23 protein-coding genes are annotated in these 21,729 nt (G+C 70.4%); 13 read left to right on the top strand and 10 right to left on the bottom strand.

Going from position 1 to position 21,729, the window contains the following annotated elements:
* Positions 1–458 (bottom strand): PadR family transcriptional regulator (locus tag ACFWSK_RS34990; RefSeq protein WP_383795400.1); only part of this gene is annotated, 458 nt, incomplete at its 3' end.
* A gap of 144 nt (positions 459–602) precedes the next feature.
* On the opposite strand from ACFWSK_RS34990, the gene ACFWSK_RS34985 reads away from it, so the two are divergent.
* The gene (locus ACFWSK_RS34985; protein WP_383795397.1) at positions 603–1,373 is read left to right on the top strand and encodes an alpha/beta fold hydrolase; all 771 of its coding nucleotides are present in this window, start codon (positions 603–605) and stop codon (positions 1,371–1,373) included.
* 16 nt (positions 1,374–1,389) lie between these two features.
* Here the strand turns inward: ACFWSK_RS34985 and ACFWSK_RS34980 are convergent, their stop codons facing one another.
* Positions 1,390–1,989 (bottom strand): class I SAM-dependent methyltransferase, encoded by a 600-nt coding sequence (locus ACFWSK_RS34980; protein ID WP_383795394.1) that lies wholly within the window; start codon positions 1,987–1,989, stop codon positions 1,390–1,392.
* A 161-nt stretch (positions 1,990–2,150) separates the two neighbouring features.
* Here ACFWSK_RS34980 and ACFWSK_RS34975 point away from each other — a divergent pair, with 161 nt between their 5' ends.
* The 5 genes from ACFWSK_RS34975 to ACFWSK_RS34955 all read left to right on the top strand — a co-directional run bounded on the left by ACFWSK_RS34975 (position 2,151) and on the right by ACFWSK_RS34955 (position 7,644).
* Positions 2,151–2,966 carry an MHYT domain-containing protein gene (locus ACFWSK_RS34975; RefSeq protein ID WP_383795391.1) on the top strand — a complete coding sequence of 272 codons (816 nt, stop codon included), beginning with the start codon at positions 2,151–2,153 and terminating at the stop codon, positions 2,964–2,966.
* Positions 2,967–3,115: 149 nt separating this feature from the next.
* Positions 3,116–5,821 (top strand): nitrate- and nitrite sensing domain-containing protein, encoded by a 2,706-nt coding sequence (locus tag ACFWSK_RS34970; protein ID WP_383795388.1) that lies wholly within the window; start codon positions 3,116–3,118, stop codon positions 5,819–5,821.
* A complete protein-coding gene (locus ACFWSK_RS34965) occupies positions 5,818–6,252 on the top strand; it encodes a roadblock/LC7 domain-containing protein (RefSeq protein WP_383795385.1) in 435 nt (144 codons plus the stop codon). The genes ACFWSK_RS34970 and ACFWSK_RS34965 overlap by 4 nt, the downstream gene beginning before the upstream one ends.
* An 18-nt stretch (positions 6,253–6,270) precedes the next feature.
* Positions 6,271–6,747: a DUF742 domain-containing protein gene (locus tag ACFWSK_RS34960; RefSeq protein WP_383795382.1), complete on the top strand. Its 477-nt coding sequence runs from the start codon at positions 6,271–6,273 to the stop codon at positions 6,745–6,747.
* Between the two features lie 270 nt (positions 6,748–7,017).
* Positions 7,018–7,644, top strand: a complete 627-nt coding sequence (locus ACFWSK_RS34955) for an ATP/GTP-binding protein (RefSeq protein ID WP_383795379.1) — start codon at positions 7,018–7,020, stop codon at positions 7,642–7,644.
* A 23-nt stretch (positions 7,645–7,667) separates the two neighbouring features.
* On the opposite strand, the gene ACFWSK_RS34950 is transcribed toward ACFWSK_RS34955, so the two are convergent.
* A complete protein-coding gene (locus ACFWSK_RS34950) occupies positions 7,668–8,096 on the bottom strand; it encodes a PPOX class F420-dependent oxidoreductase (protein WP_383795376.1) in 429 nt (142 codons plus the stop codon).
* Between the two features lie 132 nt (positions 8,097–8,228).
* Here ACFWSK_RS34950 and ACFWSK_RS34945 point away from each other — a divergent pair, with 132 nt between their 5' ends.
* The 4 genes from ACFWSK_RS34945 to ACFWSK_RS34930 all read left to right on the top strand — a co-directional run bounded on the left by ACFWSK_RS34945 (position 8,229) and on the right by ACFWSK_RS34930 (position 11,581).
* The gene (locus ACFWSK_RS34945) at positions 8,229–8,642 is read left to right on the top strand and encodes a roadblock/LC7 domain-containing protein (RefSeq protein ID WP_383795374.1); all 414 of its coding nucleotides are present in this window, start codon (positions 8,229–8,231) and stop codon (positions 8,640–8,642) included.
* 109 nt (positions 8,643–8,751) lie between these two features.
* Positions 8,752–9,807 (top strand): DUF6397 family protein, encoded by a 1,056-nt coding sequence (locus ACFWSK_RS34940; protein WP_383795371.1) that lies wholly within the window; start codon positions 8,752–8,754, stop codon positions 9,805–9,807.
* 108 nt (positions 9,808–9,915) lie between these two features.
* On the top strand, positions 9,916–10,404 hold the full coding sequence (locus ACFWSK_RS34935; protein ID WP_383795369.1) for a GNAT family N-acetyltransferase: 489 nt from the start codon (positions 9,916–9,918) through the stop codon (positions 10,402–10,404).
* Positions 10,405–10,522: 118 nt separating this feature from the next.
* A complete protein-coding gene (locus ACFWSK_RS34930; protein ID WP_383795366.1) occupies positions 10,523–11,581 on the top strand; it encodes an enoyl-CoA hydratase/isomerase family protein in 1,059 nt (352 codons plus the stop codon).
* Positions 11,582–11,593: 12 nt separating this feature from the next.
* On the opposite strand, the gene ACFWSK_RS34925 is transcribed toward ACFWSK_RS34930, so the two are convergent.
* The 3 genes from ACFWSK_RS34925 to rhaI form a co-directional block, all read right to left on the bottom strand.
* Positions 11,594–13,072 carry a rhamnulokinase family protein gene (locus ACFWSK_RS34925; protein WP_383795363.1) on the bottom strand — a complete coding sequence of 493 codons (1,479 nt, stop codon included), beginning with the start codon at positions 13,070–13,072 and terminating at the stop codon, positions 11,594–11,596.
* A gap of 111 nt (positions 13,073–13,183) precedes the next feature.
* Positions 13,184–15,229 (bottom strand): bifunctional aldolase/short-chain dehydrogenase, encoded by a 2,046-nt coding sequence (locus tag ACFWSK_RS34920; protein WP_383795361.1) that lies wholly within the window; start codon positions 15,227–15,229, stop codon positions 13,184–13,186.
* A gap of 61 nt (positions 15,230–15,290) precedes the next feature.
* Positions 15,291–16,457 (bottom strand): L-rhamnose isomerase, encoded by a 1,167-nt coding sequence (gene rhaI / locus ACFWSK_RS34915; RefSeq protein ID WP_383795358.1) that lies wholly within the window; start codon positions 16,455–16,457, stop codon positions 15,291–15,293.
* A 227-nt stretch (positions 16,458–16,684) separates the two neighbouring features.
* Here rhaI and ACFWSK_RS34910 point away from each other — a divergent pair, with 227 nt between their 5' ends.
* Complete coding sequence (locus ACFWSK_RS34910; RefSeq protein WP_383795355.1) at positions 16,685–17,443, top strand: ArsR/SmtB family transcription factor; 759 nt, start codon at positions 16,685–16,687, stop codon at positions 17,441–17,443.
* Between the two features lie 57 nt (positions 17,444–17,500).
* Here ACFWSK_RS34910 and ACFWSK_RS34905 read toward each other — a convergent pair whose 3' ends face one another.
* Both ACFWSK_RS34905 and ACFWSK_RS34900 read right to left on the bottom strand, forming a co-directional pair.
* On the bottom strand, positions 17,501–17,728 hold the full coding sequence (locus tag ACFWSK_RS34905) for a hypothetical protein (RefSeq protein ID WP_383795352.1): 228 nt from the start codon (positions 17,726–17,728) through the stop codon (positions 17,501–17,503).
* A 93-nt stretch (positions 17,729–17,821) separates the two neighbouring features.
* Complete coding sequence (locus ACFWSK_RS34900; protein WP_383795349.1) at positions 17,822–18,313, bottom strand: hypothetical protein; 492 nt, start codon at positions 18,311–18,313, stop codon at positions 17,822–17,824.
* 291 nt (positions 18,314–18,604) lie between these two features.
* Here ACFWSK_RS34900 and ACFWSK_RS34895 point away from each other — a divergent pair, with 291 nt between their 5' ends.
* Positions 18,605–19,447 (top strand): pentapeptide repeat-containing protein, encoded by an 843-nt coding sequence (locus tag ACFWSK_RS34895; RefSeq protein ID WP_383795346.1) that lies wholly within the window; start codon positions 18,605–18,607, stop codon positions 19,445–19,447.
* Between the two features lie 84 nt (positions 19,448–19,531).
* Here ACFWSK_RS34895 and ACFWSK_RS34890 read toward each other — a convergent pair whose 3' ends face one another.
* Together ACFWSK_RS34890 and ACFWSK_RS34885 are read right to left on the bottom strand one after the other, a co-directional pair.
* A complete protein-coding gene (locus ACFWSK_RS34890; protein WP_383795344.1) occupies positions 19,532–20,032 on the bottom strand; it encodes an SRPBCC family protein in 501 nt (166 codons plus the stop codon).
* Between the two features lie 183 nt (positions 20,033–20,215).
* Complete coding sequence (locus ACFWSK_RS34885; protein ID WP_383795403.1) at positions 20,216–20,896, bottom strand: NADPH-dependent F420 reductase; 681 nt, start codon at positions 20,894–20,896, stop codon at positions 20,216–20,218.
* A 192-nt stretch (positions 20,897–21,088) separates the two neighbouring features.
* Between ACFWSK_RS34885 and ACFWSK_RS34880 the strand changes: the two genes are divergently transcribed.
* Positions 21,089–21,640, top strand: a complete 552-nt coding sequence (locus ACFWSK_RS34880; RefSeq protein ID WP_383795341.1) for a glycoside hydrolase family 25 protein — start codon at positions 21,089–21,091, stop codon at positions 21,638–21,640.
* Positions 21,641–21,729: the final 89 nt, after the last annotated feature.

The following is a 21,729-nucleotide window of genomic DNA, read 5'->3' as shown; positions in this document are numbered from 1 at the left end:
ATCGTGAGGATGCCCCGGCGGAACGGGTCGTCCACCTCCTCGGCGCGCAGCGGCTTGTCGCCCTCGTAGAAGAAGCTCGCAGGCTCTTCCAGGAAGGCCAGCCGCTGCCGCAGCACGCTTGCCTGAGCCGCAGGATCCGGCAGATGCCGGAGGAACGCCAGGAGACCGAACCAGCGGTTCTCGTCGGTGATGTCCCCGCGGGCGGGCTCGGCGAGCCGCCGGAGCAGTTCCGCCCTGCCCTCGTCGGTCAGGGTGAGTACGTGGCGCGGGGCCGCCGTCGCGCCCGGCTGCGTCTCCCGGGCCAGCAGCCCCGCCTTTTCCAGCCGCTTGATCGCCGGATAGAGCGTGCTCTCCGCGACCGGCCGCACATGCCCGGTAAGGGCCGTGATGCGCTTGCGCAGCTCATAGCCGTGCAACGGGGAGGCGTACAGAAATCCAAGGATGGCCAGCTCCAGCATGCCCGCATTCTGCCGCACGGAGGGGCGGAAGGGGCGACGCGATACTTCGGTAGCGCCATACATCGTGACCGATGTATCGTGCGGATCCGATCGCATGCGGCGCGTGCGGCGGAACCGGCGGAGCGCGGGCAGAGGAGAAGGCTGATGAACGAGGCGGAGTTCGACGAGCAGGGCAGCAGGATCCGGTGGACGGAATCCGCGGCAGTGCCGGACGGTGGCGGTACGACGGTCTACGTGCACGGCCTCGGGGCGATGTCCGCCGCCTATCACGCCCACATCGCCGCCGACCCGGCGCTCGCGGGGCGGCGGTCGCTCTTCGTCGACCTGCCGGGGCACGGCACCAGCGACCGTCCCGCGGACTTCGGGTACACCCTGGAGGACCACGCCGACGCGCTGGCCGTCGTGCTGGACGCAGCCGGTGTGCGGGGAGCGGAGCTCGTCGGGCACAGCATGGGCGGTGCGGTGGCCGTCGTACTGGCCTACCGGCGGCCCGACCTGGTCGCGCGGCTGGTGCTGACCGAGGCCAACCTCGATCCGTACCCGCCGGAGACGATCGGGAGCAGTGGCATCGGTTCATGGACGGAGGACGCCTTCGTGCTCGGCGGTGGCTTCGCTCAGGTACTGGAGCACGTCCGCCCGATGTGGGCCGCGACCATGAGGCTCACGGACCCGCTGGCGCTGCACCGCACCGCGGCCGGGCTGATGCGTGGCACCGAGCCCACCATGCGCCGCATGCTCATGGAATCGACGACCGACCGGACCTATCTACAGGGTGCCCTGAGCGGTGAACTCCCGGGCGCGGACGAGTTGATGGACTCGGGTGTGCGCGTCCTCACCATTCCCGGCGCGGGGCACTGCATCATGTTCGACCGGCCCGACGCACTCGTGAGCGCCATAGCCGCGCGTTCCGCGTGACGCGTGGGCCGGCGGGTCAGCCGACGCGTACGGCGCGTACGAGGAAGCGGTCGTCCTCGTCGACGTACGTGTCCATGCGCCATCCCGAACCGGCCAGCAGGGGGCGGAGCATGGGCTCCGCCCGCAGATCGTCGTCGGTGATCGCCCGGCCGTGCCGCGCCGCGAGAGCAGCCCGGCCGACCGGGTGGAACAGGGCCAGCTGCCCGCCCGGCCGTACTACGCGCGCCAGCTCGCGAAGGTTCGGTCCGGGGTGCGCGAGGTGGGAGATCAGGCCGGCCGCGAACACCGCGTCGAGCGCCCCGCTCCGCAGTGGCAGCCGTGCGACATCGGTGAGGAGCAGCGCGCCGCTGCGGTCGCGGCCGGCCCGCACCGCCGCCCCGAGCATGGCGGGTGTGAGATCCGCGCCGAGGACGGTGCCTTCGGGGCCGACCGCCTCGCGTAGAGCGGGCAGTGCGCGTCCTGTACCGCAGCCCGCGTCGAGCACCACGTCGCCCCGGCTGAGGCCGAGGGCGTCGACGGCGGCGGTGTACGCCGGGCCGTCGTCGGGAAAGCGGCTGTCCCAGTCGGAGGCCCGGACGGTGAAGAAGTCCTGTACGTGTGTGCGGTCGTCAGCCATGCGCACATGATCGCGCAGTCCCGGTGCGAACGAAACGGCAAGCGGCTGTGTGCATGTTCGAGCGCTGCGCGATCGTTCGGGAACATCTCTCTGTCATATTCCATCACCTTTCGAACTGCGCCCCAGTCGTGCGCCTTCGGTAGGGCTAGCGTCCCCAGTTCATGGGACACCTGGACCACGCCACCTTCGGCTGGCTGACACCCGCTCTGTCGTACGCGATGGCATGCATCGGAGCCGCGCTCGGACTGCGCTGCACGGTGCGCGCGCTCAACACGAGCGGCCGATCGCGTCGCAACTGGCTGCTCACCGCCGCCTCCGCCATCGGCACGGGCATCTGGACGATGCACTTCGTCGCGATGCTCGGATTCGGTGTGACGGGCACCGACATCCGGTACAACGTGCCGCTCACCCTGCTCAGCCTCCTGGTCGCCATGGCGGTGGTGGGGGCCGGGGTCTTCGCCGTCGGCTATGGCCGCGGCCGGCCCCAGGCGTTGCTGATCGGTGGGCTCACGACCGGAATCGGCGTCGCCAGCATGCATTACATCGGCATGGCCGCCCTTCGACTGCACGGCACGATCCGGTACGACCCCCTCCTGGTGACGCTCTCCGTGGTCATCGCGGTCGTCGCCGCCACCGCCGCGCTGTGGGCCGCTCTCAACATCAGGACACCGGGTGCCGTCGCCCTCGCCTCCCTCGTCATGGGAGCGGCGGTCAGCAGCATGCACTACACCGGAATGCTCGCCGTGGACGTGGGAGTCGTGCCCTCCGCGAGCCGGTTGTCCGGCGCCACGGTCATGCAGTTCATCTTCCCGCTCGCCGTCGGTCTCGGCTCCTACCTCTTCCTCACCTCGGCCTTCGTCGCACTTTCGCCCACCGCCAGGGAGCGGGCCGCCTACGCATCGGCCGAACGGCCCGGCCCGGCGCCCGCCGACCCCGTACCGCGTCCCACGGAAGCGCAAGCCGCCCCGGCCCCTTGATACCGGCGGGGCACGGCATCCCGCGTTCCGCATCCCGCATCGCGCACACGGCCGCACCGCACGTCCCGTCTCTGCCCGCAAGCAGGCGGACGCACGGACGCACCACCCGCACCAGGCGTCAACAGAGCTCACACCGGAACGAGGAGGCCATGCGCCCACCCCGCACGACCCCGGAGACGGGCGCTCCCGCAGCCCGGCCCGCGCCCCCGACGCGCGGACGGCGCGCGCACGCAGGGCCGCCGGCCGACGAACGACACGAACGGGACGCGTGGGCGCATGCCTCGGAGGAACCATCCGAGGCGCGCCGCCTGTCCCTGCGCCCCAGGACCGTACGGGCCAAGATCATCTCGCTGCTCATGGTGCCCGTCGTCTCGCTGCTCGCCCTGTGGGGCTTCGCCACGGTCACCACGGCCCAGGACGTGGCCCGCCTGCGCCAGTTGCAGCGGGTGGACTCCACCGTGCGGGGACCCGTCTCGGGCGCCGTCGACGCCCTGCAGGCGGAACGCAAGGCGGCGCTGCGCCAACTCGTCGCCCCCGACCGGGCGCACGCCGCCGAGCTGCGGCAGCGGTCCCGTCGCACCGATACCGCGCTCGACGCACTCCGGCTCGGCGAGAACCACACGATCGCCGACGCGGGCGGCCTCCCGGCAGGGGTCACGGACCGCCTCGCCACCTTCCTGGACCGCACCCGGTCGCTCGGCGCGCTGCGCACCCGCCTGCTGGAACCGCCGACCGGCGAAACCAGGGGCCGGGACACCGAAGCCGATCAGGACGCCGCGTACACGCAGTACACCGAGGCCATCGCAGCCGGGTTCGGCGTATCCGGTGCCCTCACCGGCATCCAGGACGCCGAACTCGGCTCCGAGGCCCGGGTCCTGCTCGAACTGCGCCGGTCCGCCGAGATGCTGGCGCGGGAAGACGCACTGCTCGCCGCGTCGGCCCTCACCGGCACCCTCGACGGCCCGGGACTCCGCCGCTTCACAGGGGCCGTCGAGAGCCGCCGTAGCCTTGCCGAATCGGCCGGCGCGGACCTTCCCGCCGCCGTGGGCAGGACATGGCGATCCCTCACCGACGAAGCCGCCTATCGCAGGATCCAGGCCGCCGAGGAGAAGGTGCTGGCCGCCGCACCGGGCCGCAAGGCCGCACAGGCCGTCCCCACCGACGACTGGGGCCGGAACGCCGCGACCGTACGAGACCGGCTGCGTGCGATCGAGACGGACGCCGCCCGGCACGCGGCCGACCGCGCCGACCCGCTGGCGGGCGGGCTCCTGAGCCCCGCCGGGGCGGCAGTTCTCTTCGGCTTCCTCGCCGTGGCCGCCTCGCTCGTCATCTCCGTACGCATCGGCCGCGCACTCGTCGTCGAGCTCGTGAGCCTCCGCAACAGCGCCTTGGAGATCGCCCGGCGCAAACTGCCCCACGCCATGCAGCGTCTGCGGGAGGGCGAGGAACTGGACATCGAGGCCGAAGCGCCGCCCGGCCGGTCCTCGCACGACGAGATCGGCCAGGTGGGCGAGGCACTCGACACCGTCCACCGGGCCGCCCTCAGCGCTGCCGTCGAGCGCGCCGAACTCGCCAGCGGTATCTCCGGAGTCTTCGTCAACCTCGCCCGCCGCAGTCAGGTCCTCGTCCACCGCCAGCTCAATCTGCTGGACGGCATGGAGCGCCGCGCCGAGGACCCCAACGAGCTGGGCGACCTCTTCCGGCTCGACCACCTGACCACACGCATGCGCCGTCATGCCGAGAGTCTGATCATCCTTTCCGGAGCGGCCCCCGGGCGCGCCTGGCGAATGCCCGTACCGCTGACCAACGTCGTACGCGCGGCCGTCTCGGAGATCGAGGACTACGCGCGGGTCGAGGTGCGCCAACTGCCGGACGCCGCGGTGAAGGGCGACGCGGTCGCCGACCTGACCCATCTGCTCGCCGAACTCATCGAGAACGCCGCACAGTTCTCGCCGCCGCACACCAAGGTGCGGATCAGCGGCGAACCGGTGGGCAACGGCTACGCGCTGGAAATCGAGGACCGGGGGCTGGGCATGGGCGGGGAACTCCTCGCCCAGGCCAACCGCAGGATCGAGCAGTCGGAGACGCTCGACCTCTTCGACAGCGACCGCCTCGGGCTCTTCGTCGTGAGCCGTCTATCGGCCCGGCACCGCATCAAGGTCAAGCTGCGCACCTCGCCCTACGGCGGGACGACCGCTGTCGTGCTGGTGCCGACCGCGTTGCTGCCGAGCGGCCTGCCCGCGGGCGAAACACCCGCCGCGGTGGGCACCGTCCCCGCGACGCCGACGATGGACCGGGACGACGCCGACCGGCCGGACCCACGCCCGGTGCGCCCGCGCGCCACCGCGTTCCCCGCGCCGGTCGCCGTCCCCGCCATCGAGTCGGCACCCGGCCACGGCAGGGCGCCCGTCACCAGCCTGCGGCAGCGACAGCGTCCGCGAACCGTGGAGGAGGGCAGGCCGGGCCGCGCACGCCCCACGGACCGGGCGGATTCCACGGGTCGCACTCCCCACACGGACCGGCCGGACCACACCGAGCGCACGCCCCTCCCGCTCTCGCCGGACCCGGCCGGAGCGGGCGAGGAGAGCGATCTGCCCCGTCGCGTACGGCAGGCCAGCCTCGTCCCCCAACTGCGCGAGGAACCGCGCCCCGAGCCGCCCCAGGACAGTGCCGACGGTGCGTCGGCACCCGCCGAACGCACTCCGGAGCAGGCCCGCGACCGCATGACCGCCTACCGCAGCGGATGGGTCCGCGGTGGCGGCCCCACCCCCGGTCGTACGGCTCCCCAGACTGCCCCCACCCGGCACCGTCCGAGCACCGGACCCCGTCACCCCATCGAAGGAGACCAGGCATGACCGTGAACGAATGGACGGCGGGGTCCCGGCGCTCCGGCGAACTCGACTGGTTGCTGGACGACATGGTGACGCGCGTCGGAGAGGTGCGGCACGTCGTCGTGCTCTCCAGCGACGGTTTGGCCGTCGGAGCCTCCAGCGCGCTGAGCCGTGAGGACGCCGAGCACCTCGCGGCGGTGGCCTCAGGCTTCCACAGCCTCGCCAAGGGAGCGGGCCGGCACTTCAGGGCCGGGGGAGTGCGTCAGACGATGGTCGAGATGGACGACGGTTTCCTCTTCGTGGCAGCGGCAGGGGACGGCTCCTGCCTCGCGGTGCTGAGTACCGCCGCCGCCGATATCGGCCTGGTCGCGTACGAGATGGCGCGCCTCGTGAAACGAGTCGGCGAGCACCTGCGGACGCCCCCGCGGCTCGTCGGAACCCAGACGGCGGGCTGACGGGACGGAGACGTGCGCATGACCGAGGAACCCGACCACTCGAAGGCGCCCCGCATCCCCTACGGGGCCCACGCCCGGTACCCGGCACGGGAGAAGGCGGACGAGGAGGCCCTCCCGGGCAGCCAGTGGTACGACGCCGAAGCCGGCCCGCTGGTACGTCCGTACGCGATGACGGGTGGACGTACCCAGCCCGGCCCCAGCGGGGTGCGTTTCGACCTGATCGCGCTCGTCGACATCGCCGACAGCACCCCCGATGACGCCGACGAGTCCCTTCTCGGCCCCGAACACCGGGCGCTGCTGACCCTGTGCCGGTGCGAGACACAGTCGGTCGCGGAACTCGCCGCCGGCGCCGATCTGCCGGTCGGCGTGGTGCGGGTGCTGCTCGGCGATCTGCTCGAAGCGGGCCATGTGCGGGTCAGCCGCCCCGTACCGCCCGCTCAACTCCCCAACGAGCGGATTCTGCGCGAGGTGATCGACGGCCTGAGGGCTCTGTAACAGCTGCACCCGGATGGCGAAAAGTCGACCATCCAGTTTCGAATCGCGACCACATATGGGCAATCCGCGACCCTCGTTCGTTCGCATCGGTCAAAACCGATCACACCCTTCGGGATGGCTCCCCTGCTTGCCATGCTGTCCCCGTACCGCTGCCCGCGTTCCTGCCGCCACTGGCGCCGAACCGATGCCCGAGATACTCGACCGAGCTCGACAAGATGGCTCTGACCAGCGCTTCCGCATCTTGAGGCTCATGCGTGAGAGAAGTGATCGATGCCCTCCGAGCACGTTGGAAACGCTGACACCGCGGGTGGGGAGGAAGGCGGCGAGTCCACCGCCCTCGCCCTGAAGATATTGGTCGCGGGTGGCTTCGGGGTCGGGAAGACGACCCTGGTCGGCGCCGTGAGCGAAATCCGGCCACTGCGTACCGAGGAACTGCTGAGTGAAGCCGGACAGACGGTCGACGACACCGGCGGCGTGGACCAGAAGACCACCACGACCGTGGCCATGGACTTCGGCCGCATCACCATCAGGTCCGGCCTGTCCCTGTACCTGTTCGGCACACCGGGGCAGGACCGGTTCTGGTTCCTCTGGGACGAGTTGTCCCAGGGCGCGCTCGGCGCGGTGGTCCTCGCCGACACCAGGCGGCTGGAGGACTGCTTCCCTGCCGTCGACTACTTCGAGCACCGCCACATCCCCTTCGTGGTCGCGGTGAACTGCTTCCCCGGCGCCCGCACGTACGGGGCGAAGGACGTGTCCCGTGCCCTGGACCTCGATCAGGGCACCCCGGTCGTGCTGTGCGACGCGCGCGACCGCGACTCCGGAAAAGAAGTCCTGATCCGTATGGTCGAGTACGCAGGGCGGATGCACACGGCCCGGCTCCTCGACTCCGTGAGCTAGCGACGACGGGGCGGCGGCCGCGGTCAGTCGGCGACGGCGGCCATCGCCGTCACCTTGTCCACCCTCACGCGCACGACGAGTTCGCCGGGCGTGCCGTTACGCGCGCCGAACTCCTCGGCCGCCTCCCCGCCCATGTAGCGGGACGCGATCCGGGTCGCCCAGTGCCGCAGTTCGGCAGGGTCCTCGCTGAGTTCGGCATGCCCCTGGAGCACGACGAACGTGAAGGGCGGACGGTCGTCGTCGACGCACACCGCCACCCGGCCGTCGCGCGCCAGATTGCGGCCTTTCACGCTCTCCTTACCGGTGGTGAAGACAAGATCGTCGCCGTCGAGCAGAAACCAGACGGGAGCGATGTGGGGGCTGCCGTCGGCGCGAACGGTCGACACCTTGCCTGTGCGCGTGCCTTCTGAAACGAAGGAATGCCATGCGTTCTGAGTCATGTGGTGTGCCATGGAGTCATCCTCGGACGGGGAGGGGCGTGGCGCGAAGCGGCGCCCCGGCGAAGGCGGGGTGCTTGCCCGTTCGGGAGCGGTACGCGAGGCTTACGCGCGATTGGGGAACGTATGAGCGGGGAGGACGAACACATGGCGTTGGACCGGGGGCTTGACTGGCTCCTTGATGATCTGACCGGCCGGGTGGAGCACGTACGGCACGCACTGGTGCTGTCCAACGACGGCCTCGTGACCGGGGCGAGCACGGGACTGGCGCGCGAGGACGCGGAGCACCTCGCAGCGGTGTCGTCGGGTCTGCACAGCCTTGCCCGGGGATCGGGACGGCACTTCAAGGCCGGACGGGCACGCCAGACCATGGTGGAGTTCGATGAGGCGCTGTTGTTCGTGACAGCCGCGGGCGAAGGCAGCTGTCTGTGTGTACTGAGTGCGGCCGAAGCCGATGTCGGCCAGGTCGCCTACGAGATGACCCTGCTCGTGAACCGGGTGGGCGAACATCTCGGCGTAGAGATACGTAACGGCGGCGCCGAAGGCCCAAGTCGCCTCTGAACTGCATCTTTCGCCCGGCCGGGACGTTATCCACAGGCCGGACGGGGAGAGCCTCCTCCGGGCTACCGTGGTGACACAGAGTATTCGAGCCTCACGGGGGAGGACAGTCATGGCTGTTACGGAAGCGATGCGCGGGCGGGCCGTCGTCGGCGCCGATGATGCCGACGCGAGTGGTGCGGCCGGAGTGGCGGGGCCCGACGCGGGCGTCGAGGTCACTGTGGCCGCGGGCCGCGCCGCGCAGCAACTGGAGCTCAGGCGCGGTGAGTTCGAGCTCGCCGTGCACCTCGGACTGGTCGGCGTCACCGCGGGGCAGGGTGGCGGGCGGCCCAGGGTCCGCAGCGAGGAGATCGGCCGGCTGCGCGCGCAGGCCGGTTTCCCCGAAGCGTTGCGCGACCGGGTGCGGACTGTGGGCACGGCGGAGGGCGCCGGACTGCTCGGAATCAGTCCCGTCCGGTTCACACGGCTGGCCCGCGTGGGGTGCGTTTCGCCGGTCTCGTTCTATCTCAACCGCTACCGCGCGGTGGTGTGGCTCTATCTCGCGGAGGACCTCGCCCGCTTCGCCACCAGGGAACCAGGACTGCTCGCGGGGAAGAGCCCGGTGGGGATGCGCACGATGCTGGAAGCAGGCATCGACTGGCGGGCGCGCAACTGGCGTACGGGCAGGATCGACAGGCTGCTCAGCAGCACCGAGGACGCATGGGTGCGTGCGTCGGTGCAGGCATCCGCGCTGGACCCTGTGCAGCTCGCGGAGGTGGTCGACGATCCGTACGAGCGCGCCTACCTGGCCAGGGTGAGGCCGGAGCCGGTCTTCGGACGCCCGGGGTCGGTGAGCGGGCGGGAGATCATGGCGCAGTTGATGCTCGCCGATGATCCGGACGAGATCCTGTGGCGGCGGGTCAACCTGACCCTGGAGCTGGACCGGGCGCGTGAGGACAGGGCCGCCCCGCGTCCGGGCGAGGAGCGAGGTGGCAGGGTCGCACCCGAAGGGGCGGGCTTGCCGTCGAATGTGGCGGTGGCGCCGGTGTCGCGAGCGTCGAGGGAAGCGCCCGCGTCGCCGGGGGAACCGTCCGCGTCACGGGCGGCGTCCGGTCCGGTGCCCGAACGACGGGCGGGACCGGGCTTGCTGGCCCGGCTCGGACTGCGCAGGCGCGCGGCCTCGCCGTAGCTCCCCGGTGGCGAGCAACCCGGCGTGCGGTGCCCACCGGGCTCCCGCCCTTCGATCTCATGGGCAAAGGATTCGCGGCCCGCGCGGGGAACGGGCATTCTGATCCCCATGTTGATCAGGGAAGCCACCATCGAGGACTGGCCCGCCATCTGGCCGTTCTTCCACGAAATCGTCGCCGCGGGTGAGACGTTCACCTACCCCGTCGACCTCGGCAGGGACGATGCACGGGAATGGTGGCTCGTGCAGGCGCCGAGCCGCGCCGTGGTCGCCGTCGACGACTCCGGCACCGTCCTCGGTACGGCCAAGATGAACCGGAACCACATGGGCAACGGCTCACACATCGCCAGTGCCAGCTACATGGTCGACCCCGCCCACTCGGGCAAGGGCGTGGGCCGGGCACTGTGCGAGTACAGCGTGGACTGGGCCCGCACCTCCGGCTTCCGGGCCATGCAGTTCAACGCCGTGGTGGAGACGAACGTCTACGCGGTGCGTCTCTACCGGAAGCTCGGCTTCGAGGTCCTGGGGACGCTGCCCGAGGGCTTCAACCACCCGGTCGAGGGTTACGTCGGCCTGCACATCATGCACAAGGCCCTCTGAACGGGGTGCGAGCCGGTCACCCGCCGTCCGGTCCGGGCGGCCGCCGTCGCAGAATGACCCTGAGAGATCGTCCACGACCGGCGGAAGACACGCCCAGGCCCTGACCGGGAGCGCATAGATGAACGACGACACCGTCCTGCTGCACACCGAAGGCCACACCCTCCACATCACGCTAAACCGGCCACGGGCTCTCAACGCGCTGACCCACGCCATGGTGCGACGCGTCGACGAAGGGCTCACGGTCGCCGAGCAGGACGACTCAGTCGTCGCCGTCGTGATCAGCGGGGCGGGGGAGCGGGGGCTCTGCGCCGGCGGGGACATCCGGTCCATCCATGACGACGCGCGCGCCGGGGGCGAGGCGTCCTTGGTGTTCTGGCGCGACGAGTACCGCCTCAACGCCCGCATCGCCCGATTTCCCAAGCCGTACGTCGCGCTCATGGACGGCATCGTGATGGGGGGCGGCGTGGGGGTGTCGGCCCATGGTGACGTCCGTATCGTCACGGAGCGCTCGCGCGTCGCCATGCCGGAGACCGGCATCGGATTCGTCCCCGATGTCGGCGGCACGTACCTCCTGGCGTCGGCGCCCGGCGAACTCGGCACCCATCTGGCGCTCACCGGGCAGGCGATCGGCGCGGCGGACGCCGTGCTGTGCGGCCTCGCCGACCACTTCGTCCCCTCGGAGCGGCTGCGCGACCTCACCGCGGCACTCGCCGGGAGCACAGGACCCGACGAGGTGGTGCGGACGGTGCGGGCGCATGCGTCCCAGGCGCCCGAAGGCGAGCTCGCCCCGCACCGCGCATGGATCGACGGCTGCTACGCGGCCGACACCGTCGAGGAGATCATCGACCAGCTCAACGGCAGCGGTGTGACCGCGGCGAAGGAGACCGCCGAGACACTCCTCGCAAAGTCGCCCACCGCGCTCAAGGTCACGCTCGCCGCCGTGCGCCGGGCGCGCCACCTCGACAGCCTCGAAGCTGCGCTCGACCAGGAGTACCGCGTCTCCAGCCGTGCCTTCTGCGCCCCCGACCTGGTGGAGGGAGTGCGCGCACAGATCATCGACAAGGACCGCGACCCCAAGTGGCACCCGGCCGGACTCGCGGACGTCACGGAGGCCGACGTCGCCCGCTACTTCGCACCGCTGGGTGAGCAGGAGCTGGGCCTCGGCTCGCCCGCGTAGGTGGTCAGCCGTTCAACGGCCCTCCAGCCGCGCTGCCGCGCGGTCCCAGTCCCGCTGATCCGCCCGGGGACTGTAGTGACGCAGGTCCTGCGTACGGGCGACCAGCCGGCGCATGTCGGCGAGATCCCCCACCAGCCCGTGGGCCCGCGCCTGGAGCAGGATGTTGCCGAGTGCCGTCGCCTCGGCCGGCCCCGCCGTCACCGGCAGGCCGGTCGCGTCGGCGGTCCACTGGCACAGCAGCTCATTGCGCGAACCGCCCCCGACCAGATGGATACGGGTCAGGTCCCGGCCCGCCAGCTCAGCGGCCTGGCGCAAGGTCCGGCGATGCGCCAGCGCCAGACTCTCCAGCACACACCGCACATAGCCGCCGGGGCTGTCCGGCGGTGTCTGCCCGGTCCGTACGAGGAAGGCGTCGATCCGGGCCGGCATGTCACCCGGCGCCAGGAACGCCGCGTCGTCCGGGTCCAGGATCGCGGTGAACGGCCGCGCCCTCGCCGCGTCGTCGAGGAGTTCCGCCAGGCTCGGAGCCGTACCCTCCTGGTCCCAGGCGCGACGGCACTCCTCCAGCAGCCACATGCCCATGATGTTGCGGAGGTAGCGGACCGTCCCGTCGACCCCCCGCTCATTGGTGAAGTTCGCCGCCCGCGACCGGTCGGACAGCACCGGCGCGTCGAGTTCGAGACCGGCCAAGGACCAGGTGCCGCACGAGACATAGGCGAAACCGGGCTCCGAAGCCGGGACCGCTGCCACAGCCGACGCCGTGTCGTGCGAGGCGACCGTCGTGACCGGAGTACGGCTCGGGAGCCCGGTGAACTGGGCGACGTGCGGCAGCAGCGTTCCGGCCGGGTCACCTGGTTCCCGCAACGGGGGGAACAGCGAACGCTCCAGCCCCAGCCGGTTGATCAGCGCATCGGACCAGGTGCCGCTGCGCGCGTCGAAGAGGCCGGTCGTCGAAGCGTTGGTGATCTCCGCACCCATCGAACCGGTCAGCCAGTGCACCAGCAGATCGGGCATCAACAGCAGCTTCCGCGCCGCACGCCACTGCGCCGTCGACCGGTGCGCCGCCAGTTGGAACACCGTATTGAACGCCAGGTGCTGCAGCCCGCTCACGGCGTACAGCTCCTGCGCGCCGCAGCGCGCGAGCACCCGCGCGGCGGCGGCGCCGTTGCGGCCGTCCCGGTAGTGGAACGGCAGCCCGAGCAGAGCCCCGTCGGCATCGAGCAGACCGTAGTCCACGGCCCAGGTGTCGATCCCGATGGACGTGACCGGTCCCTGCCGCCCGGCCGCACGCAGCCCGTCCAACACCCCCTGATACAGGGCGAGTACGTCCCAGCGCAGACCGTCCGGCAGTCGCACCGGAGTGTTCGGGAAGCGGTGCGCCTCGGTCAGGAGCAGTGTGCCGGGTCCTGCCCTGCCCGTGATGACCCGGCCACTGGTGGCACCGAGGTCCACGGCGGCGAAAACCGCGTCGTGTCGTGAAGTCGCAGGCATTGAATTACTCATCCGATCCAGGGGGAGCCGTAAGGCCACCACCGGGCCCCGGGACACCGAACGGCGCGCCGGGGCCCGGCGACAGGCTCGGTGCGACGGCACCGCACGTGGTCAGCGCAGAAACGCCGCAGCCACACCGGCGTCGACGGGGATGTGGAGACCGGTGGTGTGCGTGAGGTCTCCGCCGGTCAGCGCGAAAACGGCATTGGCGACATGCTCGGGAAGAACCTCGCGCTTGAGCAGGGTCCGCTGGGCGTAGAACTCACCGAGCTTCTCCTCCTCGATGCCGTACGTCGCGGCGCGCTGGGCCCCCCAGCCAGCGGCGAAGATGCCGGAACCGCGCACCACGCCATCGGGGTTGATCCCGTTGACACGGATGCCGTGCTCGCCGAGCTCCGCGGCCAGCAGGCGGACCTGGTGGGCCTGGCCGGCCTTCGTCGCCGAGTAGGCGATGTTGTTGGGCCCCGCGAACACCGCGTTCTTGGACGCGATGTAGATGATGTCCCCGCCGAGGTTCTGCGCCAGCATCACCCGGGCCGCCTCGCGCGAGACGAGGAACGATCCGCGCGCCATGATGTCGTGCTGGAGGTCCCAGTCCCGTGCCGTGGTCTCCAGCAGGGGCTTCGAGATCGAGATGCCGGCATTGTTCACGACGAGGTCCACACCGCCGAAGGCCAGCACCGCCGAGCTGAACGCCTCGGCGATCTGCTCCTCACCGGTGACGTCGACCGTCACCGCGACGGCCTTGTCGGGCCCGCCCAGCTCCTCCGCGACCGTCGCCGCGCTCTCCGCGTTGACATCGGCGACGACGACACACGCGCCCTCCGCGACCAGTCGCTGCGCGATGGCCCTGCCGATGCCGGAGCCCGCGCCCGTGACGAGAGCGACCCGGGTGGCCAGGGCCCTCGCCTTCGGCATCCGGCGCAGTTTGGCCTCCTCCAGCTCCCAGTATTCGATGCGGAACTTCTCGGACTCCTCGATCGGTGCGTACGAGGAAACGGCCTCCGCGCCACGCATGACGTTGATGGCGTTCAGATAGAACTCCCCGGCGACCCGGGCGGTCTGCTTGTCCTTGCCGAACGAGAACATGCCGACCCCGGGGACCAGCACGATCGCGGGGTCCGCGCCGCGCATGGCGGGGGAGTCGGGGGTGGCGTGCCGCTCGTAGTAGTCGCGGTACGCCTCCCGGTACTCCGCGTGCAGTTCCTTCAGGCGCGTGACGGTCTCGTCCAGCGGGGCGTCCGCGGGCAGATCGAGTACGAGGGGGCTGACCTTCGTACGCAGGAAGTGGTCCGGGCACGAGGTGCCGAGGGCCGCGAGCCGGGGGTGCTCGGCACGGGAGAGGAAGTCCAGAACCGGTTCCGCGTCCGTGAAGTGCCCCACCTGGGCATGGTCGGTGGAGGCGAGACCGCGGATCACCGGGGCGAGCGCGGCAGCCCGTTCGCGCCGCAACGCGTCCGGCAGCGCCTCCCGGCCGGCGAGGACGGCGCCGAACGGCTCGGCCCTGCCCCGCTCCTGGAGGAACCTCTCGGCGGAACGGATCATCCACAGCGCGTTGCGCTCGCACTCCTCGGACGTGTCGCCCCAGGCGGTGATGCCGTGGCCGCCCAGGATCACGCCGACGGCCTGCGGGTTGGCCTCCTTGACTGCGGCGATGTCCAGACCGAGCTGGAAGCCGGGCCTGCGCCAGCCCACCCAGGCCACCTTGTCACCGAAGCACTCGGCGGTGAGCTTCTCGCCATCGGCGGCGCACGCCAGCGCGATGCCCGAGTCCGGGTGCAGATGGTCGACGTGTGCGGCCTCCACCAGGGCGTGCATCGCGGTGTCGATCGACGGGGCGGCGCCGCCCTTGCCGTGGAGGCAGTAGTCGAACGCGGCCACCATCTCGTCCTCGCGCTCCACCCCCGGATACACGTCCTTGAGCGCGCGGATCCGGTCCAGGCGGAGCACGGCGAGACCGGACTCGGTGAGCGTGCCGAGATCACCGCCCGAGCCCTTGACCCAGAGCAGCTCGGTCTCGCTTCCGGTGACCGGATCGGCTGCCGAGACCTTGGCCGAGGTGTTGCCACCGGCGTAGTTCGTGTTGCGGGGGTCCGAGCCGATGCGGTGGGCGCGCTCCAGGAGCGCGGCGACTTCGGCGTGTGTCGCGGACGTCATGAGAGTTCCTTCGTGGTGAGGCCGGGAGGGTGTGTGCGGACTGCGATCGGAGTGCGGCAGTTCAGGCGCCCCAGCCGGCCTGCTCGCCGCCGACCCGTGCGGTGGCGATCCGCTCCTGGTTGCCGGAGGCGAGGTACGCGGCGAAGGGGTCCGTCGCGAGACCCAGCTCCTCGCGCACCTCGGCGAGCAGCGGCCGCACATCGGTGTTGTAGGCGTCCATCAGGACACCGTTCGACGCGAGGACATCGCCGGAGCGCTGCGCTTCCGCCAGGGCCTCGGCGTCGATCAGGAGCGCCTTGGCGGTCGCTTCCTGGACGTTGGTGACCGAGCGGATGACAGCGGGGATCTTCGCCTCGATGTTGTGGCACTGGTCGAGCATGAAGTTGACGTTCGTCCCCGCGTCGAGACCGCCGTTCCTGGCCACCTCGTGCATGATCCGGAACAGCTGGAACGGGTCGGCCGCGCCCGCCATCAGATCGTCGTCCGCGTAGAAGCGGGAGTTGAAGTCGAAGGCCCCCAGCTTCCCCTCGCGGAGCAGGAAGGCCACGATGAACTCGATGTTGGTGCCGGGGGCGTGATGGCCGGTGTCCACGACGACCTGCGCCTTCGGGCCGAGCTTGAGGCAGTGGGCGTACGCGGTGCCCCAGTCCGGCACGTCCATCGTGTAGAACGCCGGTTCGAAGAGCTTGTACTCCAGCAGCATCCGCTGGTCGTCGCCCAGACGGCCGTACACCTCGGCCAGCGCGTCGGCCAGCCTGTCCTGGCGTCCCGCGATGTCGTCCTGGCCGGGGTAGTTCGTGCCGTCGGAGAACCACAGCTTGAGATCGGGAGAGCCGGTGGCGTCCATGATGTCGACGCACTCCAGCAGATGGTCCGTGGCCTTGCGGCGGACCTTGGGGTCGGGGTGGGTCACCGAGCCCAGCTTGAAGTCGTCGTCCTGGAAGACGTTGGAATTGATGGCGCCGATCCGCAGTCCGAGGTCGTCGGCGCGCCGGGTCAGGGCCGCGTAGTCCTCGACCTTGTCCCACGGGATGTGCAGCGAGACCTTGGGGGCGACACCGGTGAAGGCGTGGACCTGGGCGGCGTCCTCCAGCTTCTCGAAGGGATCGCGCGGGACTCCGGGCTGGGCGAACACCTTGAAACGGGTCCCGGAATTGCCGTAGCCCCACGACGGCGTCTCGATCACCTGGGACTTCAGAGCTGCCTTGACGGCCGACACATCAGACATGAACACCTCGTAAGCAGAGCATCCGGCGACCCGTGATGATCGAAGGATGTGAATCGTTTCATCCGGAACGTACGCTAGGTTTCGACTGCTCTTACAGTCAAGCAAATGGGCGAGCTTCTTAATGTCTTGAAACAATTCATTCCGGGTGAAAGGTGTATCACCCAGGCGTCTGGGAAGACCGCCCCGGCGATTGACAGGTGACCAAAAGGTCACATATTTTTGAGGACATGGACGCGGTGTTCAAAGCCTTGGCCGATCCGACCCGGCGCAGCCTGCTCGACGAGCTCTTTCGCGAGGACGGGCAGACACTGGGTGCGCTGGAGGCCCGCTTCGAGATCACGAGGTTCGCCGTGATGAAGCACCTCAAGCTGCTGGAGGCGGCCGGTCTGGTCGTCAGCAGGCGACGCGGCCGGGAGAAGCTGCACTTCCTGAACCCGGTGCCCATTCGGCTCGTCCACGACCGGTGGGTGAGCAAGTACGCGGAGCCCTGGGCCGCGGGGCTCAGTGGCCTGAAGAGCCGGCTGGAGATTCCCATGCAGAAGGTCTTCGAAATCTACATCCGCACGACTCCTGAGCGTCTGTGGGAGGCGGTCACCGATCCCGGCATCCGGAGCAAGTACAACTTCGGTGTCGGCGTCACCTCCGACTGGACGCCGGGGTCACACTTCGAGATGAGCGCGCCCGGAGCACCGGGTCCGCTGGGTGAAGGCCGCAATCTGGAGGTCGACCCACCGCGCAAGCTCGTCCAGACCATGGTGGCGCTCTGGAGCGACGAGGCGAAGAACGAGGGGACGACCCGCGTCACCTGGGAGATCGAGCCCGTCGGCGACTCCTGCCGGCTGACCGTCACCCACGACGAGATGCGCGAAGGCGCGCTCGAAGAGCTGTACGGCGGCTGGCCGATGATCCTGTCCGGCCTCAAGACCTGGCTGGAGACCGGCGAACTCCTCACCACTCCGGGCTCGCTCCTGTACGGCACCGGGTAGCCCAGGCCGTGGCGCAGCCACGTCGGGGGCGCCGGCCCGCGGCGCCCCCGACGGCCTTCAGTGCTCGGAGCCGGTCAGGCTGGGCCGAAGGGCCCGTACGAGAGAGAACAGCCGCTCCTCGTTCCCCGAGAGGCCCGCGCTTCGCAGCGCCTCATCGGCCTCCGCGATCGGCGAAGCCAGCAACGGTATGTACAGCGGAGCGTCATCCGGGTCGGCGAGCGCGGCCCGCGTGGCCTCCAGTAGACGGACATACGCCTGCGCCGCGGCGATCTCGTCCTTACGCATCTCAGCATCTCCCGGTCAGAGGTGTCGGACCGTCAAGCATTCACCATGAGTCTGACAACGCGCCCCCGGCTCCCTGACGCACGCCGAACCCGCTCAGGATCCGCCCGCGCGCGGAACACCCGCCGGTGGTTCCACCTCCAGGAAGCGCCTTCGACGCGGCCCCCGGTACAGCAAGGCCGTCCAGCCAAGTCGCTGGAGCACTTCCGCGCACCGCGGCAGCGCCTGCTCCTCGTCGTGAGCGGCCCCGCTGCCGGGTGGGCCCAGCCATTCCACCCGGACGGAACCATGGGACTCACCCGGGCCCACGCGATAGCCGAGGGCGACTCGCCGACCGGACGCGTCGAGCGCGGAGGGTGGTATCTCCGCTGCTTCCAGGGCGAGCGCCACGGCCCGGACCGTACGATGGAGCTCCCAAGAAGCGGGCACCGCTTCAGGATTCGCGTGCTCCGTACGGGTCAGCCGGCGAATCTGCAGCATCCCCTCGTACGCGGTCCTCACCGACGCGGCGCGCCTGTCCGGGGCTTCCAGGGGCGGCGGACCGTCCCCGGTCGTGGGCTCGAATCCCGTCTCGTCCGCTGTGCTCATCGGTGCCCCCGTTCGGCGGTGACCTGCGTGAGTCCAAGTGTGCGCCACCCCACTGACAGCGCTGGGGGAGGCCCGGTGCTGACGGTACGCGGGAGCCCCGGTCAGATGGGCTCGAAGCCCCGCGGATAGTGGGCAGTACGCGGCGGTGGCCGGGCTCGTGTCTGGGTTATAGGGCGAAACGGGACGTTACGGCGGCCGGTCCGCCAGCTGATGATCATGGGGCGGCGTGTATGGGTGATGCCTCGTTAAACTCGTCCCACCCGCACGCCACACCAGAGGAAGTCACGCGCCGTGCCCGAGATCGATCCGACTGCCGTCCACGCCGACGAGCGCCCCGCTCTGCGCGCCGACTGCGCGAATTGCTTCGGGCTGTGCTGTGTCGCGCTGACCCTGACCGCTTCGGCGGACTTCGCGATCAACAAGGAGGCGGGAGAGCCCTGCGGTAATCTGCGGGACGATTTCCGCTGTGGGATTCACACCCGGCTGAGGTCCGAAGGGTTCTCCGGCTGCACCGTGTACGACTGCTTCGGCGCCGGCCAGAAGGTCTCCCAGGAGACCTACGGCGGCCGGGACTGGCGGCGGGAGCCCGGCACCGCCCAGCAGATGTTCCAGGTGTTCCCGGTGATGCGCCGGCTCCACGAACTGCTCTGGTATCTCACCGAAGCGCTCGCGCTGCCCGCGGCGAAGCCCCTTCACGGCGAGATCAGGCAGGCGCTCGACGCCACCGAGCGCCTGACGGACCGCCCGGCAGGGCCCCTGGCCGAGCTGGACGTGTCGGCGCACCGCGACGGCGTGGCCGCCCTGCTCCTGCGTACCAGCGAGCTCGTCCGCGCCACCGTGCCCCGGCGCAAGAAGCGCAACCATCGCGGAGCCGACCTCATCGGAGCCCGGCTCCGGGGCGCCGACCTGCACGGCGCCGACCTCCGGGGTGCCTATCTCATAGCCGCCGACCTCACCGGAGCGGACCTGCGGCTGGCCGATCTCATCGGCGCCGACTTCCGTGACGCCGAACTGGCGGGCGCCGATCTCACCGGCAGCTTGTTCCTCACCCAGGCCCAGCTCAACGCGGCCAGGGGCGACGCCGCCACCGAACTGCCGCCCTCCCTGACCCGTCCCTCGCACTGGACCTCATGAGCCGGGCGGGCGCCGACCGCCGTACGGGAACCGGCAGTCGACGCCCAGGATGCCGGCCGGGCGGGAACCGGCTGACCCCGCGCCTCAGTTGCCTTCCAGCGCCGTCTTCAGCCGCTCCAGCGTGGTCCTTATGTTGCGTGCCTGGAACTCGGCGAAGGTGTGCCCCCGGGTCGCGATCCGGTCGAAGGCGTTGGCCAGGAAATCCGGCCATGCGCGCCGGTTGTCGGTCCAGGTCTCGGTGACGCGCGTGGCGCCGTCGACCGGTTCGAAGCGGTACTCCCAGGTGGCTATCGCCCCGGGCAGCCGCGGCCGCCGCGCACCGATCGCGTGGACCCGGAAGGCGAAGCGCTCCCCGGGCTCGGCGGCCGTCACCGTGCACTTCGTCGTCCAGCGCAGCGGGCCGCGCTTGTTGCGGCCTTCGAAGACCATGCCGACGTACGCCTCGCGGTGTTCCCCGACGACGGTCGCGCCCGTGTTCTCCGGGCTCCACCGCCCCATCGCCGTGGGGTCGCTGAGCTGCTCGTACACCGCCGACGGGGCGAGGGCGATCACGATGCTGTCCGAGACGGACATGGTGCGGGACATGAGGCGGCTCCTTCTCCACGGCCGTCCTGGACACATGCCGGGAGCCGGTGGGGCCGTGGAGCCGACGCCCCGGAGGCATACCCTACTCACCGGTAGCGTCGGAGCCCACGGTTCTGCGGGTCAGGCCGGAAGCGTGCTGGATCTCGTCCGCCCGGTCCGCCGGAGTCCGCAGGGGCCAGGAGCTCAGGCGCGCCACTCCGCAGTGCGCTCCGGAGACGCCTCGGCGAGCGCCTTGACGATGGTGGCCACATCCCCCTGGTTGCCGTACACCGGTGTGCCGGGCTGCTGGCGCCACGAGTCGTCCAGGCCCCCGGCGTCCACGGTGTCGAAACCGAGTTCGTCGATGAGGTCCCGCACAGTCTGCTTGGCCGCCGGGTCGTCACCCGCGACGGGCAGCGCCTGACGGCCGGGAGTGCCCTGGGGGTGGCCCCGGTCGAGGATGTCCTGCGCATACGTCCCGTTGAACGCCTTGATGACGGGGTGCCCGATCTGCTGCTCGGTCCAGCGGCTCTCCGGCAGCCCGTCCTCGATGGCGCTGATGCGGCCGTCGCGCTGCTGCGGGTAGTAGTTGCCGGTGTCGATGACCACCACGCCGGGTGCCGCTCCGTCGAGGATGTCCTTCGGAAGGGCCGGGACGGCCTTGAGCGGAACGGTCACGACGACGATCTCCGCGTCCCGCGCTGCCTCGCTCGCGGTGGCGGGGTGGGCGCCCGTCTCGCCGGCCAGGCCCGTGAGCGTCTCAGGGCCGCGGGAGTTCGCGACGGAGACCTCGTGCCCGAGGGCTGTGAGCCGGCGGGTCAGGTTGCCGCCGATGTTGCCCGCTCCGATGATGCCGATCTTCATGGCTACGACCTTCCGATGCAGAGACGCGTGATGTGATCAAGTCCCGTTCGATCACCAACTGTGCGCAGCCGGAGACTATTCCGATGGCGGCGGATCGGTTCTTCTACCTCTCGGCGGATGGGAGGTCAGCAGCCCGGGCACGTAGGAGAGAACATCCGGAACCTTTTACCCCGCTTGCCGGAACCTCTCACCCCCACTTGGAGGTGGCGCCCCATGCTGATCGGCGTCGACGTCAGCGCTTACCAGACGTCCTTCGACACGGACGGTCTCGACTTCGTCTTCATCAAGGCCACCGAAGGCCGTTCCTACGTCAATCCACGTCTCGCGGGCCAGACCGAGCGTGCGCGAGAGGCCGGCTGCGTGGTCGGTTTCTACCACTTCCTCTGGCCGGGAGACGCCACCGACCAGGCGAAGTACTTCGTGAGCAAGGCTCCGGAGCGGGCCGGCGACCTGCTCGCCGTCGACTGGGAACACACCGGCGAGGGCACGCGCCCCGACAACGCCGACAAGGACCGCTTCCTCCGCACGGTGAAGCAACTGCGCCCCGGTCATCGCGTCCTGCTGTACTGCAACCGTCACTTCTGGCTCAACCACGACACGACCTCGTACGCGGGCGACGGACTGTGGATCGCCGACTACGTCACCGCGGGCAGACCCCGCATCAAGGCGCCCTGGCGCGTCCACCAGTACACCGACCACCCACTGGACAAGGACGTCGCGGATTTCCCTTCGCGGCAGGCCATGCGCGAGTGGGCCGGCGGGTAGCGTCGCGGCACGCCGGCCCACACGCGCATGGCCCCTTGGTAACGGTCCGGGCGGGTACACGCGTCCGGCGCGGTCCCGGCCCCCGCCGG

Source organism: Streptomyces sp. NPDC058620, assembly GCF_042717135.1.
In the GTDB taxonomy this organism is placed as follows: Bacteria; Actinomycetota; Actinomycetes; order Streptomycetales; family Streptomycetaceae; genus Streptomyces.
This window is presented reverse-complemented; position numbering and strand designations above follow the sequence as displayed.

Bases quoted from the DNA above. Each gene is read 5' to 3' on its own strand.
- ACFWSK_RS34890 (WP_383795344.1), bottom strand. From the start codon at position 20,032: ATGTCCCGCACCATGTCCGTCTCGGACAGCATCGTGATCGCCCTCGCC.
- ACFWSK_RS34955 (WP_383795379.1), top strand. From the start codon at position 7,018: ATGCCCTCCGAGCACGTTGGAAACGCTGACACCGCGGGTGGGGAGGAA.
- ACFWSK_RS34965 (WP_383795385.1), top strand. From the start codon at position 5,818: ATGACCGTGAACGAATGGACGGCGGGGTCCCGGCGCTCCGGCGAACTC.
- rhaI (WP_383795358.1), bottom strand. From the start codon at position 16,457: ATGTCTGATGTGTCGGCCGTCAAGGCAGCTCTGAAGTCCCAGGTGATC.
- ACFWSK_RS34905 (WP_383795352.1), bottom strand. From the start codon at position 17,728: ATGCGTAAGGACGAGATCGCCGCGGCGCAGGCGTATGTCCGTCTACTG.
- ACFWSK_RS34940 (WP_383795371.1), top strand. From the start codon at position 8,752: ATGGCTGTTACGGAAGCGATGCGCGGGCGGGCCGTCGTCGGCGCCGAT.
- ACFWSK_RS34930 (WP_383795366.1), top strand. From the start codon at position 10,523: ATGAACGACGACACCGTCCTGCTGCACACCGAAGGCCACACCCTCCAC.
- ACFWSK_RS34910 (WP_383795355.1), top strand. From the start codon at position 16,685: ATGGACGCGGTGTTCAAAGCCTTGGCCGATCCGACCCGGCGCAGCCTG.
- ACFWSK_RS34980 (WP_383795394.1), bottom strand. From the start codon at position 1,989: ATGGCTGACGACCGCACACACGTACAGGACTTCTTCACCGTCCGGGCC.
- ACFWSK_RS34935 (WP_383795369.1), top strand. From the start codon at position 9,916: ATGTTGATCAGGGAAGCCACCATCGAGGACTGGCCCGCCATCTGGCCG.
- ACFWSK_RS34900 (WP_383795349.1), bottom strand. From the start codon at position 18,313: ATGAGCACAGCGGACGAGACGGGATTCGAGCCCACGACCGGGGACGGT.
- ACFWSK_RS34880 (WP_383795341.1), top strand. From the start codon at position 21,089: ATGCTGATCGGCGTCGACGTCAGCGCTTACCAGACGTCCTTCGACACG.
- ACFWSK_RS34960 (WP_383795382.1), top strand. From the start codon at position 6,271: ATGACCGAGGAACCCGACCACTCGAAGGCGCCCCGCATCCCCTACGGG.
- ACFWSK_RS34950 (WP_383795376.1), bottom strand. From the start codon at position 8,096: ATGGCACACCACATGACTCAGAACGCATGGCATTCCTTCGTTTCAGAA.
- ACFWSK_RS34925 (WP_383795363.1), bottom strand. From the start codon at position 13,072: ATGCCTGCGACTTCACGACACGACGCGGTTTTCGCCGCCGTGGACCTC.
- ACFWSK_RS34970 (WP_383795388.1), top strand. From the start codon at position 3,116: ATGCGCCCACCCCGCACGACCCCGGAGACGGGCGCTCCCGCAGCCCGG.
- ACFWSK_RS34975 (WP_383795391.1), top strand. From the start codon at position 2,151: ATGGGACACCTGGACCACGCCACCTTCGGCTGGCTGACACCCGCTCTG.
- ACFWSK_RS34945 (WP_383795374.1), top strand. From the start codon at position 8,229: ATGGCGTTGGACCGGGGGCTTGACTGGCTCCTTGATGATCTGACCGGC.
- ACFWSK_RS34920 (WP_383795361.1), bottom strand. From the start codon at position 15,229: ATGACGTCCGCGACACACGCCGAAGTCGCCGCGCTCCTGGAGCGCGCC.
- ACFWSK_RS34985 (WP_383795397.1), top strand. From the start codon at position 603: ATGAACGAGGCGGAGTTCGACGAGCAGGGCAGCAGGATCCGGTGGACG.